Here is a 15,002-nt window from a genome sequence, read left to right on the forward strand (position 1 = left end):
CTTTTGAAACCTCTGACTTTCGATCAGCAAGGACAAACCCAATGACCGCACCGACTGACGGGCGCGCCGACGTCCTCTGGTTTCTGCCGACCCACGGCGACGGCCGCTATCTCGGCGCTCAGGAAGGGGCCCGGGAGGTCTCGCTCAACTATCTCCGGCAGATCGCGCAGGGCGCGGACGACCTCGGCTATTACGGCGTGCTGCTGCCCACCGGGCGCTCCTGCGAGGATTCCTGGATCGTCGCCTCGGCGCTGGCGCCGCTGACGAAGAACCTGCGCTTCCTCGTGGCCGTCCGGCCGGGCCTGATGGAGCCGTCTGCTGCGGCCCGCATGACCTCGACGCTCGACCGGATCTCGGATGGGCGCCTGCTGATCAACGTCGTCACCGGCGGCGACCCGGTGGAGCTGGCCGGCGACGGCGTGTTCCTGTCCCACGACGAACGCTACGCGGTCACCGACGAGTTCCTGACGATCTGGCGCGGCCTGCTGGCGGGCGAGACCGTGACCTTCCAGGGCGAGCACCTGCGCGCCGAGAACGGCCGGCTGATCTACCCGCCGGTGCAGAAGCCCTATCCGCCGCTCTATTTCGGCGGCTCCTCGCCGGCCGGCATCGCGGTGGCGGCCGACCATTGCGACGTCTACCTCACCTGGGGTGAGCCCCCGGCCCAGGTCGCGGAGAAGGTTGCTTTGGCGCGTCAGGCCGCCGAGGCGAAGGGCAAGACTTTCTCGTACGGCATCCGCCTGCACGTGATCGCCCGGGAGACGGAGGCGCAAGCCTGGGAGGCGGCCGAGCGGCTGATCTCGAAGCTCGACGACGCCACCATCGCCAAGGCGCAGGAAACCCTGAAGCGGCAGGATTCCGTCGGACAGAGCCGGATGATGGCGCTCCACGGCGGCAGCCGCGACAAGCTCGTGGTCTCGCCGAACCTCTGGGCCGGTGTCGGCCTCGTGCGCGGCGGCGCCGGGACGGCCCTCGTCGGCTCGGCCGATCAGGTCGCCGACCGGATGAAGGCGTATATCGATCTCGGGATCGACCGCTTCATCCTCTCGGGCTACCCGCATCTGGAGGAGGCCTACCGCTTCGCCGAGCTGGTCTTCCCGAAGCTGCCCTTGCGCGCCACCACCGGCCGCCCTTCCACCAACGCACGCAACGACGGCCCGTTCGGCGAGATCATCGCCAACGACCTCGTGCCGGCCCGGCGCGCCGGGGCGCATTGACCCGGGAGATCAGCCATGCCCTTCAGTGTCGGGCATGGCTGATCTGCATTCGCGTCACCCGAACGTCACGGTGACGCCATCCTTGGCGTCCATCCGCCTCGTCCATCGTCGCGCGACGCGTTCGCGCGTCTGGACGCGTGAAGGATGTCCATGACTTCGACCAAGACGGCCCTGTTGGCCATCGCCCTGTGCTTCGGCTCCGCCGCGGCCTTCGCCGAGTCTTCCCCCGCCCGGGACGCGCTCAAGCAGCACTGCACCGGCGATTACATGGATTACTGCAGCGCCTACGCGCCGGGTGGCCCGGAGGTCGAGGCCTGCTTCAAGACCAACCTCAAGAACCTCTCCCCCGGCTGCTCGGCGGCGATCACCGCCTACAAGAAGGAGCAGCGGACGACCAAGCGGGTCAGCGAGGCGCGCTGAGGGGCGGGCCCTCGGATCCCCTAGTGCTCTGACGCATTCACTTCGTTCATGCGAGTGAGCACGAGTTCTTTGGTTTTGCATCAATTTTTCCAGACTCGGCTGACGCCACCGTCTGGATCGATGCACTAGATCCCCGTCGGACAACAGGCGTGCGGCCCCGTCTCTCCCTCTGCCCTCGCGGAGGGACGGGGGCCGCGCGCCCGCGTCCTCGAACGGACGTCTGCCAAGCCCGAGGACCCGCGCGCCTGCGCTGACGGGCCAGCCCGCCGGGACCTCGACCGAGACCTCGACCGAGACCTCGACCCGGCGTCGCCGGAACGGCCGAAGGCGCATGTCGAGCGCGTACCCTGAAGACCGCACGCCCCCGCCATCCGTCGGCAGGTCATCGCGAAGTGTTGGCGGCCGCCGTGATGCGCCGTCCGGAGCCCAGGTCAGGCTACACCGCCGCACAGCCAGATGTCGACCAGATGGCGCGGCCGGAATGTCTGGACCTCTCCCGCGATCAACACGAAATTTTAAGCGTGCGGCCGCGATGACGAGGCGCTACTTCAGGCTAGCCTGATTCCAACGGTCCCACGTGGATCGCGCGGCGGCGCCTGTGTCCCGGCCCCGTCCGAGTTTCTGAGATCCGGATCCCGCGCCGATGACCACACCCGACAGGATCCCCGCCGGACGCGCGATGCGCGCGGCGTCGGCGCGTGTGTCGCGGACGATCATGGGTGGGTGCGTCGCCACCATGATGATCGTGCTCGATCTCATCGTGTACTCGCAGCTCATCTTCTCCGGCCCGCTCGCCGAGAGCCGCACCGCCGGAGTGGCGGCGATGCTCTCGGCCTACGTCCTGGGCGGCCTCGTCTTCGCGGTGCTCAAGCGGGACGTGGTGGTTTCCCTGTCGTTCTTCGGAGCGGCCGCGATCGTGCAGGCGGCGATCGCCGCCAGGGTCGCGGAGCAGCTGCACGCGGCGGGCGTGACCGATCCGGATGCGGTCGGCCAGATCGTCCTGCTCGCCTGCGGCGCGGCGACCCTGCTGACGGGCCTCGTCTTCGTGGCGCTCGGCACCCTGCGGGCCTCGCTGGTGATGCAGCTGCTGCCCTACCCGATCCTGACCGGCTTCCTCGCCGGCGTCGGCCTGCTGCTCCTGCGCAGCGGCGTGCAGATCGGCGCCCATATCGACGACGCGGTCGCGTCCGTGCTGGGCCTGTTCGATCCGGCAACGCCCAGCCTGCACGATCCCGGCACGCTCGGGCGCATCGCCCTGACGCTCGGCATCGGTGTCTGCGCCTTCTATCTCCCCCGGCGCGTCCCGCACTGGAGCACCTTCCCCGCCATCGTCATCGCCAGCTTCGCGCTGGTGCATCTCGGCGTGTCGATGCAGGGCCTCGACACCGCCGCCGCGCAGGCGGCCGGCTGGCTGATCGACCCGCTGCCGCCGGGCCCGCTGCTGCGCGCCCCGGCGATCGCCAGCCTCTCGGGCTTCGACCCCGCCCTGCTCCTGCCGGTCCTGCCGAAGATCGCCACCGAGATCCTGGTCGCGGTCATCATCCAGATCCTCTACGTCGTCAGCGTCGAGCTGGATCTGCGGCGCGAATTCGGCATCGACCGGCTCTTCGTCGCCTCGGGCTTCACGAACGTCCTCGGCAGCCTGTTCGGCAGCCCGGTGATGGGTTTCGACCGGACCTCGACGCTGTACCTGCACAATATCGGCGGCGGGCAGTGGCTCGGCCGGTGGCTGACGCTCGCCGTCACGGCAGCCCTGCTGCTGTTCGGCGCGAGCGCCCTGGGCCTGCTGCCGCGCCCGCTGGCCGGCGGTGCCCTGATCGCGATCGCGCTGGGGCACCTGTTCAACCTCTCCCGCGCCCACAGGACCCTGCTGCCCTGGGAGGTCGCGGTGGCGGCCTGCGTGTGCGCGGCGACCGCCCTGTTCGGGGCCACAATGGGCTTCCTGACCGGCATCCTGATGGCGATGCTGATCTTCGCGGTCCAGTACGCCCAGATCCCGACCATCCGCCGGGCGATCTCCGGGGCGGAGCGGCGCAGCAGCATCATCCGCGAATGCGCCAGCAATTTATTATTTCAAACAGGTTCTTAGCTCGGAGCTTAAATAAGCTACCCACGTCTAATCCCACATCCTAAAAACGGATTGTCCAACACGGTCTGGTACTGTTGCGGACGTTATCTTTAGCCAGATACGCGAACGGCATTTATGAGAAGTGGCGTGGCGACCGCCTTGCTCATAGCCAGAGGCTTCAACGGGCACACACCCCCAACCACGAAAACTCATCGACCGAACGATCAATAGTTAGATCCAAAAAATGATTTACAGCAGCCGCCCAGAGCTGTGTTTTTTCGATTTCCCATGCAATACTATGGCTAATTATTTAAATTACTTAAATACGAATGATTTATCGATAGAACATATTGTAGCCCAGGCATTCATCAGCTCACGTCGTTTTTCGAACAGATCGGAGCGCCGGTAGGCCCGTTCAGTCGCGTCACCTACTGTGTGTGCCAACGCCATCTCAGCCAAGTCACGTGGGAACGTGGTGTACTCACCAGCCCAATCTCGGAACGACGAGCGGAAGCCGTGGACCGTGATGCCGGTGCGATTCAACTTCGCGAGTACGTCGCGGGTCATCTTATCATTGAGTGGCTCCCCACTTCGGCGACCTGGAAACACGAAGATATCGTTAACGCCGCGCATCTGCGCCAACAGGGCCACCGCCGGTTCCGACAGCGGCACCCGGTGCTCAACCCCGGCTTTCATCCGCTCGGCCGGTATGGTCCAAATGGCACGATCCATGTCGATCTCGGCCCAGCGTGCGCCCAACGCTTCGCCAGATCGAACTGCCGTAAGGATTGTGAACTCCAGTGCCCTCGCTGGAATCGTGTCCTGGCCGCGAAGCTCGGCCATGAATACTGGCACCTGCCTGCAGGGCAGGGCAGGGTGATGTGCAACCTTCTTTACCTTGGATCGCCGCGGCAACAGGTTGGCAAGGTGACCCTTCCACCGCGCCGGATTCTCGCCGCGGCGATAGCCGCGGGTAGTCGCCCAATCTAGGATAGCCTCGATTCGTCCCCGTACCCGCGTGGCAGTCTCGGGCTTCGTGCTCCAGATCGGCTCCAACGCTTTCATAACTAGGCCGGTGTCGATGATTTGAACCGGAAGATCACCGAACAACGGATATGCATAGTATTTCAGCGTAGATGGCCACTGCTTTGCGTGTCGATCACTGCGCCAACTTGCTTTGTGCGCTTCAATGTAAATCTCAGCGCATTGCTTGAACGTGACAGCCTTCGCGGCTTCTAGCTCCGCCTCCTGAAATTTCGCCCTACGGACCTCAATGGGGTCGATTCCATCGGCCGTTAGCTTACGGCAATCCCGAGCGCGATCCCGTGCTTCGGCGAGGCTGAAGGTAGCAGCCGAACCCAACCCCATCTCGCGTGACTTGCCACGAAGGGTGAACCGAAAAATCCAGCTTTTGGCGCCACTGCCAGTGACTTGAAGCCAAAGACCGTGGCCGTCGCCATACATGCCCGGTATTTTCAGCCGAGCAACGCCGAGAGCAGTGAGCTTACCCTGCATTATTTCACACCCGAGCCTCTACTCGCATTGTAATCGTAGGTTTGTAGTTACGCCAGGGTTCAGCAGAAGCTTCGCTACAAAAACACCTGCAGATCCAGCCTTTTATGGAATGCTGGGGAACTGTAATAGATGCACCAGGTGTCAAAACCTATGGAAAAGCCGGTACCAGCCACCAAGCCTAGCGGGATTCGGTAACAGATCCGCGATCTGCAGCGGCTCCTGGATGCATAAACGTTGGACATCGAGGTTCTATGAGAGGGGACGGAACGGGTTGTTGCTTGAATCGCCTCGTTCTGCTCAGCTTTGGCTTGAATCGCATTGAGGAGCTTACGTGCCGACGGATCGAAACGTGGCGTGATAACTTGGTGCGGGCCGACGGCGATGCTCAACCACGCGGTGGGCGATCCGACGAAAGGACTCACCGACGATAGCGCTTGGCGGCTTGTCCGCCCTTTTCAACAGGTCGGCCGGGCACGCGAGGTACACTTCACGCCCGCGGAGGTGCTGCGTCTCCTCGAGAGCTGCAACGATGCGAGCTTCCGCGACCTGCTAACAGCTGGGTTTCTGACCGGCGCGCACTGTGGCGAACTTGCCGCGTGTCAGGTCCGCCACTTCGATGCCGAGGGCGAAACGTTGTACGTGCCGCGTGGCAAGACCGGAGCACGCATCGTTATCCTAAAGCCTGATGCAGTAAAGTTCTTCTTACGGCTGGTGGGCGAACGCGAGAAGGAGGCGCCGCTGCTGCTGCTGCGCGCTGACAAGGCCCCCTGGGGCGGGAGCCACTAAGTACTTCCGATGAAGCGGAGGCTATTAACGCGAAGTTGGACCTATCAGGTACGTTTTACGCACTGCGGCATTCATACATCTCGTGTGCCGCTGAGGCAGGGGTACCGCTGAACGTAGTGACGGAGAACTGCGAAACGTGCGTCCTGATGATCAAGACGACTTACGCGACGTTGATCGCCGCTGAACGGAAAGCATTCATTGCGAATGGCGCGCCACGATGATTTTCAACATAACTTAGAATACTTCCTAACCCACCCGCCGGACCACATCGTATATGCCGATAATATTGTGCGTTGCCACCAGTTAATATTTGCCAGTTAAATGCCGATCTATAGATCAGCTTAGCAAGCTGCGTTACAGGCACGGGCCAAATTCAGCGATAGCTTGAATGTCGACAGAGCCGTTATCGAAGCCGAGCCGCATTGGAATTTGATACGTGCTACGTGTCGGTGGATGACGTACGAGCCAAACAGGAGTCCGCATGGCAAAGGCAATTCATAGATATGAGAAAATCGATTACATAATCAATGCGACTAATCCACTATTTAACAATCAAACCCGGCAGGTTATATTTGCCTCGAAAGGTGGAGGCTATAGTGCTGGGAAAGAAACAAACATAGATCGCTGCGTTGAAGACGGTATATTATATTTTATCGGCATTCAATCAGATCCGAAATCAAGTGAAATCTATTGCGATTTGATCGATGAGACGCTTAGGATCGAGCGATTCACGATTATTGAAAATATATCTGAAGAGAGCAGAAATAGGATTAGAGATTTTGTTGAGCATACATGGCATCTTATGGGGCAATACGCTAGGATGAAATCAGGAGAAGTCCATCAGATTTGGATGGAAGCAAAAATTAAGAATGAACAAACGCGTGAAGCCAACGCCATAGCTGAAGTTCGAAAAACTTATGCAGCATATGATGTACAAAGATGGATGGCCATGGACTCGTGGACTGTCGCCGAGGCCGCAGCCCTTTCGATGCGAATTGAACCGGAATTTGCGTTAGATCTTCCATCGAATTTCGTCGACGAAATAGAGACTGATTTTTCCAAAGCTCTCGAATTGCGTATCAAGATAATTAACCGAGCTGTATCCGCTGGCATATTCCTAAACGACACTATAATGCCGAAAACTTTTGTAATTTGGTCAAAAAGCAAAGGCTGGGACTTTGATGAGACGATAAAAGAAGCGAGTATGGATGCAATTCATACGAATACCAGGCACCGATTATACAGCATTCTATTGAGTATGGCATTTGAGCGGTACAAACTTTATCCTGTTTTTGATAAAAAACACAGGGTGCGTGGTGATGTTCTAGGGATCGCGAGGGATTGTGAGATTTGCGGCTTTCCCGTTGGTGCAAAGACTATCCAAAAGCACTTAGATCTTGCATTAGAGTGGGCACAAGAAGACTACGCAAACGAGCTCCAGGCTATAGCAAAACGCAACGCGCCATAATGTTGTTTCTCCAGGAAGTCACTTAGAACTAGGGCTTGTCGTCGCCTGAACGGACTGGCGGGGTTTGCGTTTTCCTCTCTCCAAGACAGGAGGGATTGGGCGTCCTTGCCCTCGCCGCAGCTCTCGACTGGCTCAAGCGATGACACGCCCTAGCCGTTTTAATCAGACTCCGTGTAGTTTCAGGTGGTCGAATTTGGTGAATTGGAGCGTTGCCCGGGCGGTCATGCCGGTTGGTTTAGGCTGACGGGCAGGACGTCTTTATCGTTAGAATCGTCAGCAAGCGGATATCCCAGACCAGGCGGAGCAGCCCAATCTTGGTGCGCGCTCGCTTGAGGCTTGGGGTGCGGATGAGCGAGCCTTTTGCCCAAAACCCGCTTTTCGATCTCGCGAATGAAACGGGAATTTTCCCGTCAACGCGAGTTTTTTCCGATTTTATTGGTGCAAGACATTTCCCGTCTGCAACTGGGCGAGAAGTTTTAATGAAGCATGCAAACAACGAAACGAACGACCAACTGCTCCGGTTAAAGCAAGTGCTCCAGATCATCCCAATGTCTCGTTCCAAGCTTTACGCCGACATAAAGGCAAAACGCTTTCCCGCTCCTTGCAAGTTCGGGAAATTGAGTTTTTGGCATCGGGCAGAAGTGGTTGAAATAGTCAGGAGCCTTACCAAGGGCGGTTAGCTGAGACGCACAGGCATCAGCAACCCGCCAAAATCACCCGGGGGGCGGGTCTCCGGTGGCGCAAAGTCGCGCTCTCCGAACTTCCCCCGGGCGATAGAAACCAACCAACCTCATTCATCACTAAGCGTCGAGCTTGTTTGTCGTCAATGCCGACAAATGGGTGCCAACAAGCTCGGCCGAAAGGTCGGAAAAATGGATCAGAAAGAAAAGCCGAAATCTGCCCTTGATGTCGCTCGAGAAGCTCGAAAGAAACATGAGTCGGTAGAGGAATCCTATCGCGATCAATTACACCTCGCCATCGCCGACATCGCTCGCAGCGTTAATTTGTTTGACGGCGATGTACCCGGGTACGAGGCACTTCTGAAAGAGAAATTTTTTTAGAAACGGAGCGAAAAAACGGCCGCAAGCGCGATACGTTGAACAAGTTCAACACCCTAGCGCGATACATTCTAAACGCAGACACTCGGGAAAAAGAACAAACTGTCAACGTGTATGCAAATGTCGCTCGATATTACTGCAGCAATGGCATCTCACCTGACGAGATAGCTAAGAAAATCGACGAGGACGGAGGCATCAAAGCGGTTGCGAAGCTCGCTACAAAGTCGAGAGCATTAAAAGCAGCGATCTTTGAAGACGAGACTTGGGGAGACCTTGTGGCTTTAAAGATTTGGGTAAGTCAGAAGCACCTTGATAGAGCGATGAAGATCGAAAAAGGTCAGCAGGCGAATCTCAAAATCCAACGTGTTGAGGGCACCTCGGACTACAAAGAATTTGCCTGCAAAAAATTTGACCGCATTCGCTTAGATAGCGAATGATCTGATAACGAAGGGCTCGGATGCTGTTAAATTTGAGCCCTTCATCCCTGAGAGTTGACAACAAATCGTTTTAGCAAACCACACTTTTGAAGCAGGTCCGACATACCTTATAGCACACATCATTTGTTATAGCACCTATCACTTCATCAATGCAGGTAAGCTATGCTCCAATATGCCCATTTCCTATCCCCTTCCCGCTCGTACAGGCCGTCAAAACAGGTTTTTGAAATTCGACCCCCCGGCCATATGACCCACGATCCCCCCTGCCCAATATCAAGGATCTGGCTACCTTCGCCGAGGTTCATTTGCGAAGCGACGATCGGATTAAGGATTACCTCGAGTACCCGCGGAGGAACTACAAACAGGTCGCCTGCCGGGAGGCGATCAATGCGCTTCAGCGTTCCAACGCGCACGCACTCTACGCGAACAACGCCTATTCCCGAATCGCCTTCGCCGAAATCGCCCTGAAGCACATCGCCGCCGAGCCGAGCATCCTTTATGGCCCGCGCTGCTTCGTCACCATCACCCCCGCGCGTTTCGCCTTTTCGCTCGCAGACCGCGGTATGTTCGATCCGCAAGGCCATTCTATGATGCGGGGCTTGAGTGAAGCGGCGCACTTCAAGATCCATCGCCTGCAGCAAGTGGCCCGGCAGGCATTCGGCGACATACCGTTCATCGGCATGGTCGAGGTCGCGCTGTTTCCGAGTTGGACCTCATCGGGCTGGGCCATGTTCGACTCAGTCTCCTGGCACTGCCACCTGCTCGCCTGGGGGGTTACCGAAGAGGAATTAAGCGGGATCCTACGGCGCTTCGCGAGCGGCATGCCAGCATTAAGGAAGGCGTTACGTCGGTGCACATTCAGGCAGTGCCCGACGACGACCTCATCCGCCAGTTCGTCTACGCTTTGAAAGCCCCGCAGAAGGTCTACCGCACCGCCTTTTTGCGGACCGTTTCACGCGACCAGCCGCTGACCGGCTTCGACACCCGGGCTTGGCGGATCAAGAAGGATTGGCTGCGCACCGGTCAACGAGTTCGCCTGCTCGACGTGATGGCCGGCCGCACCCTTGATGAGCTTCTGTTCGGCAACCGCGAGGGCACCGCCCTCGCTCGGGCGATCCAGGATGAAGCGCTGAAGCCGTTTCGGGCTTGGGAACAGCGGCAGCCTTAAGTATCGGGGCTGAAGGGCTACAGGGGGCGATGTCGCTGTCCTCACCGGCAACGCGTTTGCCATCGATAGGTCCGAGATCCGTATCCGATTGGCGAGGGAAAGGACGAGTCGTTTCACGTTGGCCCCTAGCCTCGCCCTCGTCACCACGGGAACTGCTCCGTTGGGTGAAACTCGGCCGTTAGAACGAACTGCCGTCCGCCGCAACTACGAGCGACGCGTGGTTTCATTCGATGATAGTGACTTAGGAATCAAACCTATCACGCAACTTTGATCAAGTCGTACCCGGATCTCAGCGGTCAGCTATGGACGTTATTGGACAAATAACATTCTTCTTGGAGGTTTGACACTACTAAAATACAGCCGCTTGTATTGGCCTCCATTACCTGGAGGTATCTCATGACGGATTTCAAAACGTATTTATCCCGCCACGAATCGTTCGAAATCTGCCGGCGAGCAGCCAATCGCACCATAGAGCGCTTGGCAAAAAATAGGGGCCGAGCCGCTCAAGGAATCCTTGAGCGCCTGAAAAGCTGTCGAAAGGGCTGCCGATGCTTTTCTGGAGTTTGCCCTATGTGCGCACGACGATATCGGCTGCGACTCCTTCCGCAAGCGGAGCATGTCTTAGGGGAAGATAATCCATGGGTCCAATTGTGGTGGACTCCGCCCAGCGCGTTAGTAGCGAAAGGCCTGCTTGTCGATTTTGATCTTGGAAAGCTACTCGATCAGCAAAAGCAAGCTTTGCTCGAATCGATGCCCGGTGCCATCGCAATCGGTGGCATCGATGTCTCCCTTGGAACTAGAGATAGAATCGCTGCAATATGGAGAGTCTCTAGTTGTGTGTTCGTTTCTGGTTCAATCAGTCAAGAGGCATTCGATCGGGTCACCCATACTTTCCGATCCGGTAGCACATCATGTCACTCGTTCAGTATTGAACCGGTGCTAAATCAGCCTCATATGCTTTCTTATGTCTTCAAGCACCGCATCTTTGCTCGCAGTTACGACCACAATATGTCAGGGGCAAGACGACTGAAATTCAATACCTTACATCCTTCTTTCGCCGACGAGGCAGATCTATTCCAAGAACGATGGCCTTTGTGGGACCGGTTACTCCTTCACAACGTGAGCGCGGGCAAGGATCCTCACCGGCCTACGCTGCGCCCGCTCATCTAACCGGAACGTGCCAACACTTGGCGGGGCTCAGCCCCGCCAAGTGCTTGAAGCCCGAGTTGGACCTAAAAAACTTAGCCGTTGCCTTTTCCCGGTCCGCGCGCCTGATACAGATCCATTCGAGTGCCCGATGGTTACTGGAAGAGGCGCGTTTGCTTCAGGGCTCGTCCTGTGGGTTAGTTGACGTCCTGCACGACCTGTATAAACCGGCGAAGTCGACCTTGACCGGCTGATGAGAAGGTCCGCTTGCCGGCTCTTTGATCAATCTACCGTCGGGCCTCATAACCAGTAGCTGACGGTGGCGGCGAGGCAGACGGCGGCGAGATAGTTGGTCGCCAAACGGTCGTAGCGGGTGGCGATGCGGCGGAAGTCCTTAAACGGCCGAACATGCGCTCGATGGCGTTGCGCCCTCGATAGAGCACGGGCGAGAAGCACGGCTTCCAGCGGCGGTTGACCTTGGGTGAGATGTTGGGCGCGGCCCCGGCCGCCTCGATCTGCCGCCGAATGGCGTCGCTGTCGTAGCCCTTATCGGCCAGCACGATGCGGCAGGCGGACAGGCGTTCGAGCAGCAGCGCGCCGGCCTTGCAGTCGGCGGCCTGCCCGCCGGTCAGCAGGAAGGCGAGCGGGCGGCAGAAGCGATCGGTGAGAGCGTGGATCTTCGTCGTGCGCCCGCCTCGCGAGCGGCCAATGGCTTGGCTCTGCTCCCCCCCTTTGCCCCCGGCGGCGCAACGGTGCGCCTTCACGGCCGTGGAATCGATCAGCACCTGGGAGGGCAGTCCGCCGGCCTGGTCCAACGTCTCGAACAAGCCGACCCAGACCCCTTTGGCCGCCCAGCGCACGAAGCGATTGTAGAGGGTCTTCTTCGGCCCGTAGACCTCGCGCGGTGCGTCTGTCCAACGCCCGCCGGACTTCAGGACATGGACGACGCCGCTGATCACGCGTCGGTCGTCCACGCGCTCCTTACCCCGCGTGTCGTTCGGCAGAAGCGGTGCGATCTTCGCGAACTGCTCGTCCGTCAGCCAGAAATGGTCTATTGGCCCCTCCCGCAGGGGCCGTGAATCACACCCGAGCCGTCCGCGCCACCTTTATGGGTCCGGACGCTAGCACTACTTTGGCAGATTGGCGTACAGACCTAAGAAAGCGTAGAAGGCGGACAATTATCCGCTTCAACAGCGACCTAAGGTCATAGAAAAGAGGGGCATTCTGGCGTCATTGCCTACCGTCAGGTAGCGCGACGCCGACACCCTGAATGGGACTGCCAAAGTAGTGCTAGAATGCCCGGTGGTGGTCGGTAACAGGCCGGCCGCTTACGCGGTGAGACGGCTCCGAAGCGGACCGGCTGCTTCCGGTTAGATTAAGTCACGCCGGATCGTGAGAGCCCGTAAAATTGGACATTTGGCTTCGTGCCCTTTTCGGTCCAACGTATCAAGGAGTCCTTGGCCCGGGGTTTCCGGTGCAGCCGAACGTGCAGTACGTCTTCCACATGGGCGGCAACATCCTCGACCAGCGTGATGAGCTTGGACGCCGTGTCAGGAACGCCACGGTCGTCGGCCTCCGGACGACGCTCACCTACTGAGTCAGCGCGGACGACAGGCCAGCACCCCGGGGGAATGGTCGAGCCGTCCGGCCTCAGCGTGAAGTACCTCCGACGGCACTTCGATGGATTGTCATGGCTGCACATTATGGCCCACCGCATCGACTTTGGCTCGGGAGGTCGGCGAGGCGAGGAGTCCGCCCGGGCTCTGCGTCAGGCTTGGGACGCGTCTTCAATCAGGACCGTTGCCCCGCCCTCTGCCAGACAGTTGTCGAGCTTGTGCAGTTCGGAGGCGATATCCTGCGCGAGGGCGTCGCCCTCGCGCAGGACCAGGTCGGCCTCGGACAGGCGGTCGCGCTCCGTCGCCGTGAGGTGCCGGGACGCGACCGCCCAGGTCGGGCGCCGTGTAGGAGGCGAACATCGCGATGGCGGGGGACTGTGCGACGAGCGCGGGATCATAGCCGGTGGGGACCAAACATCTAGCGCGGGCCGGCGGGCCCGCCGAAGTAGACCTCGAACTAGAGCGGGGTTCGTCCGATCGGAAGCTGCGCTGGGCGGCTGGGGGTTGGCGGGGCAAGGAGGAGGCCATGCCGACAACCTTGTCCGTCGATCTGCGCCAGCGCGTGGCGTCCGCGGTTTCGTCCGGGGGCGACCTGCCGGCAAGCCGCCGAGCGCTTCGGCGTGAGCCGAGCCAGCGCCAGCCGTTGGTCGCAGCAGAAGCGGCGCGTGGGCCACGTCGCGCCCAAGCCGCTGGGCGGCGACCAGCGCTCCCGCCACATCGAGGCTCATGCCGACCTCATCCGGCAGACCCACCAGGCCCGCCCGCAGGTCCTCCTGCGCGAGTTGCGTGAAGCTCTTCAGGAACGCGGGGTCGCGGTCAGCACCAGCTCTCTGTCGCGCTTCTTCGCCCGGCACCGGATCACGCGCAAAAAGGGGCTCTGCACGCAGCTGAGCAGGAGCGCGAGGACGTAAGAGCGGCGCGTGAGGCTTGGTTCGAAGCGCAGCCCGAGCTCGATCCGGACCGTCTCGTGTTCCTGGACGAGACGGCGACCAACACCAGCATGGTCCGCCGCTATGGCTGGGCTCTGCGCGGCGAGCGCTGCCGGATCGCGGCGCCCGCTGGTCATTGGAAGACCACCACCGTCATCGCCGGGCTGAGGACGAGCGGGCCCGAGGCGGTTGCGCTGCTGGACGGGCTCGTGACGGGCGAGCGCTTCCGAACCTACGTGGCCGAGACGCTGGTTCCGACCCGGAGGCCGGGCGACACGCTCATCCTGGACAACCTCGGCGTCCACAAGGTGGCAGGCGTGCGCGAGGCGATCGAGGCAGCCGGAGCCCGGCTCTTGTACCTCCCGCCGTACTCCCCTGAGTTCAACCCGATCGAACAAGCCTTCGCAAAACTTAAAGCGCTCCTGCGCAGCGCGGCGGCCCGCACGGTCAGCGATCTCTGGGCGGCGATCCACAAAGCCTTCACGCGCTTCTCGCCCGAAGAATGCCGCAACTACTTCACAGCTGCCGGCAACGAGGACGACGCTTGTGCTTCAAACTGATTGGGCCGCGCTCTAGGCAGAGAAATCTATCGGCACGAGATTCTTCGGCACGTCGATGTCGGCAAGGTAGCCAACCCGAAGGATCCCAATTCGACCAAACCAAAACCCAGGGGTGGAGCAACCCGGGCTTGTTTCGACCGCCTTCCGCAAGAAAGACGAATCCAATCCCACTACTCAAGTAAAATTACAACGAAATTCGCATTCTGTTCATATTCCATTGATTTCCTTTATGATATAGACGTTTTCACCGGTGTCTTCGATCGTAAATATTTCCGAGACTCTTATAATTCTAGAGATTAGATTCGTAGAAAGATATCTCTCAGACTTATCAAAGCAAGATCCAAAATCCATATCTCCCTCATTATCTAGTATGAACGGATAAGTTTCGACGGCCCCTCGACCACCGCTTCCTATGAATGTGCTAAATCCTAGGTACTTCCATCCCTGAATGACTTTTTCATCCTCAATGACGAGATCGAAAGCGTAAGTGTAAGCCTTGCCTGGGCCTTGCACAAAATCGCATTTAAGTCTGACAAAGCGTCGTCCCACCTTCAGCTCCCATTTTCGATCCAAAAGCTGCGCTATATATGTTACTCTTATGCAATTTGGTTAGG

13 protein-coding genes and 1 pseudogene are annotated in these 15,002 nt (G+C 59.3%); 12 read left to right on the top strand and 2 right to left on the bottom strand.

Annotated elements, in window-relative coordinates:
- Positions 1–41: 41 nt before the first annotated feature.
- The 3 genes from ssuD (at position 42) to OXS49_RS20375 (ending at position 3,726) form a co-directional block, all read left to right on the top strand.
- Positions 42–1,217 carry an FMNH2-dependent alkanesulfonate monooxygenase gene (gene ssuD / locus OXS49_RS20365; RefSeq protein ID WP_267426408.1) on the top strand — a complete coding sequence of 392 codons (1,176 nt, stop codon included), beginning with the start codon at positions 42–44 and terminating at the stop codon, positions 1,215–1,217.
- Between the two features lie 150 nt (positions 1,218–1,367).
- Positions 1,368–1,637, top strand: coding sequence for a hypothetical protein (locus OXS49_RS20370; RefSeq protein ID WP_244008299.1), 270 nt, complete (start codon positions 1,368–1,370; stop codon positions 1,635–1,637).
- A gap of 643 nt (positions 1,638–2,280) precedes the next feature.
- Positions 2,281–3,726: a SulP family inorganic anion transporter gene (locus OXS49_RS20375; RefSeq protein WP_267426411.1), complete on the top strand. Its 1,446-nt coding sequence runs from the start codon at positions 2,281–2,283 to the stop codon at positions 3,724–3,726.
- A gap of 294 nt (positions 3,727–4,020) precedes the next feature.
- On the opposite strand, the gene OXS49_RS20380 is transcribed toward OXS49_RS20375, so the two are convergent.
- A complete protein-coding gene (locus OXS49_RS20380) occupies positions 4,021–5,220 on the bottom strand; it encodes an integrase arm-type DNA-binding domain-containing protein (protein ID WP_267426412.1) in 1,200 nt (399 codons plus the stop codon).
- 381 nt (positions 5,221–5,601) lie between these two features.
- Between OXS49_RS20380 and OXS49_RS20385 the strand changes: the two genes are divergently transcribed.
- The 7 genes from OXS49_RS20385 (at position 5,602) to OXS49_RS20415 (ending at position 10,137) form a co-directional block, all read left to right on the top strand.
- A complete protein-coding gene (locus tag OXS49_RS20385; protein WP_267426413.1) occupies positions 5,602–6,006 on the top strand; it encodes a hypothetical protein in 405 nt (134 codons plus the stop codon).
- 481 nt (positions 6,007–6,487) lie between these two features.
- A complete protein-coding gene (locus OXS49_RS20390) occupies positions 6,488–7,474 on the top strand; it encodes a hypothetical protein (protein WP_267426414.1) in 987 nt (328 codons plus the stop codon).
- 347 nt (positions 7,475–7,821) lie between these two features.
- Positions 7,822–8,154, top strand: coding sequence for an AlpA family phage regulatory protein (locus OXS49_RS20395; RefSeq protein WP_267426415.1), 333 nt, complete (start codon positions 7,822–7,824; stop codon positions 8,152–8,154).
- A gap of 156 nt (positions 8,155–8,310) precedes the next feature.
- A complete protein-coding gene (locus OXS49_RS20400; RefSeq protein ID WP_267426416.1) occupies positions 8,311–8,535 on the top strand; it encodes a hypothetical protein in 225 nt (74 codons plus the stop codon).
- Between the two features lie 35 nt (positions 8,536–8,570).
- Positions 8,571–8,969, top strand: a complete 399-nt coding sequence (locus tag OXS49_RS20405) for a hypothetical protein (protein ID WP_267426418.1) — start codon at positions 8,571–8,573, stop codon at positions 8,967–8,969.
- A gap of 305 nt (positions 8,970–9,274) precedes the next feature.
- On the top strand, positions 9,275–9,877 hold the full coding sequence (locus OXS49_RS20410; RefSeq protein WP_267426419.1) for a hypothetical protein: 603 nt from the start codon (positions 9,275–9,277) through the stop codon (positions 9,875–9,877).
- A complete protein-coding gene (locus tag OXS49_RS20415; protein WP_267426420.1) occupies positions 9,835–10,137 on the top strand; it encodes a hypothetical protein in 303 nt (100 codons plus the stop codon). The genes OXS49_RS20410 and OXS49_RS20415 overlap by 43 nt, the downstream gene beginning before the upstream one ends.
- 1,446 nt (positions 10,138–11,583) lie before the next feature.
- Here OXS49_RS20415 and OXS49_RS20420 read toward each other — a convergent pair.
- Positions 11,584–12,338 (bottom strand): IS5 family transposase gene (locus tag OXS49_RS20420; protein ID WP_267426422.1). Its coding sequence is split into 2 segments (ribosomal slippage): positions 11,584–11,681 and positions 11,681–12,338, totalling 756 coding nucleotides; the frame shifts between segments, so codons are not numbered across the junction.
- Positions 12,339–12,691: 353 nt separating this feature from the next.
- Here OXS49_RS20420 and OXS49_RS20425 point away from each other — a divergent pair.
- Positions 12,692–12,880: a carbohydrate porin gene (locus OXS49_RS20425; protein ID WP_267426421.1), complete on the top strand. Its 189-nt coding sequence runs from the start codon at positions 12,692–12,694 to the stop codon at positions 12,878–12,880.
- Positions 12,881–13,425: 545 nt separating this feature from the next.
- Positions 13,426–14,388, top strand: a pseudogene (locus OXS49_RS20430) (IS630 family transposase).
- Positions 14,389–15,002 lie beyond the last annotated feature (614 nt).

It is taken from the genome of Methylobacterium sp. GC_Met_2 (assembly GCF_026540795.1).
Lineage (GTDB): Bacteria > Pseudomonadota > Alphaproteobacteria > Rhizobiales > Beijerinckiaceae > Methylobacterium.

Bases quoted from the DNA above. Each gene is read 5' to 3' on its own strand.
- ssuD (WP_267426408.1), top strand. From the start codon at position 42: ATGACCGCACCGACTGACGGGCGCGCCGACGTCCTCTGGTTTCTGCCG.
- OXS49_RS20370 (WP_244008299.1), top strand. From the start codon at position 1,368: ATGACTTCGACCAAGACGGCCCTGTTGGCCATCGCCCTGTGCTTCGGC.
- OXS49_RS20375 (WP_267426411.1), top strand. From the start codon at position 2,281: ATGACCACACCCGACAGGATCCCCGCCGGACGCGCGATGCGCGCGGCG.
- OXS49_RS20380 (WP_267426412.1), bottom strand. From the start codon at position 5,220: ATGCAGGGTAAGCTCACTGCTCTCGGCGTTGCTCGGCTGAAAATACCG.
- OXS49_RS20385 (WP_267426413.1), top strand. From the start codon at position 5,602: ATGCTCAACCACGCGGTGGGCGATCCGACGAAAGGACTCACCGACGAT.
- OXS49_RS20390 (WP_267426414.1), top strand. From the start codon at position 6,488: ATGGCAAAGGCAATTCATAGATATGAGAAAATCGATTACATAATCAAT.
- OXS49_RS20395 (WP_267426415.1), top strand. From the start codon at position 7,822: ATGAGCGAGCCTTTTGCCCAAAACCCGCTTTTCGATCTCGCGAATGAA.
- OXS49_RS20400 (WP_267426416.1), top strand. From the start codon at position 8,311: ATGGGTGCCAACAAGCTCGGCCGAAAGGTCGGAAAAATGGATCAGAAA.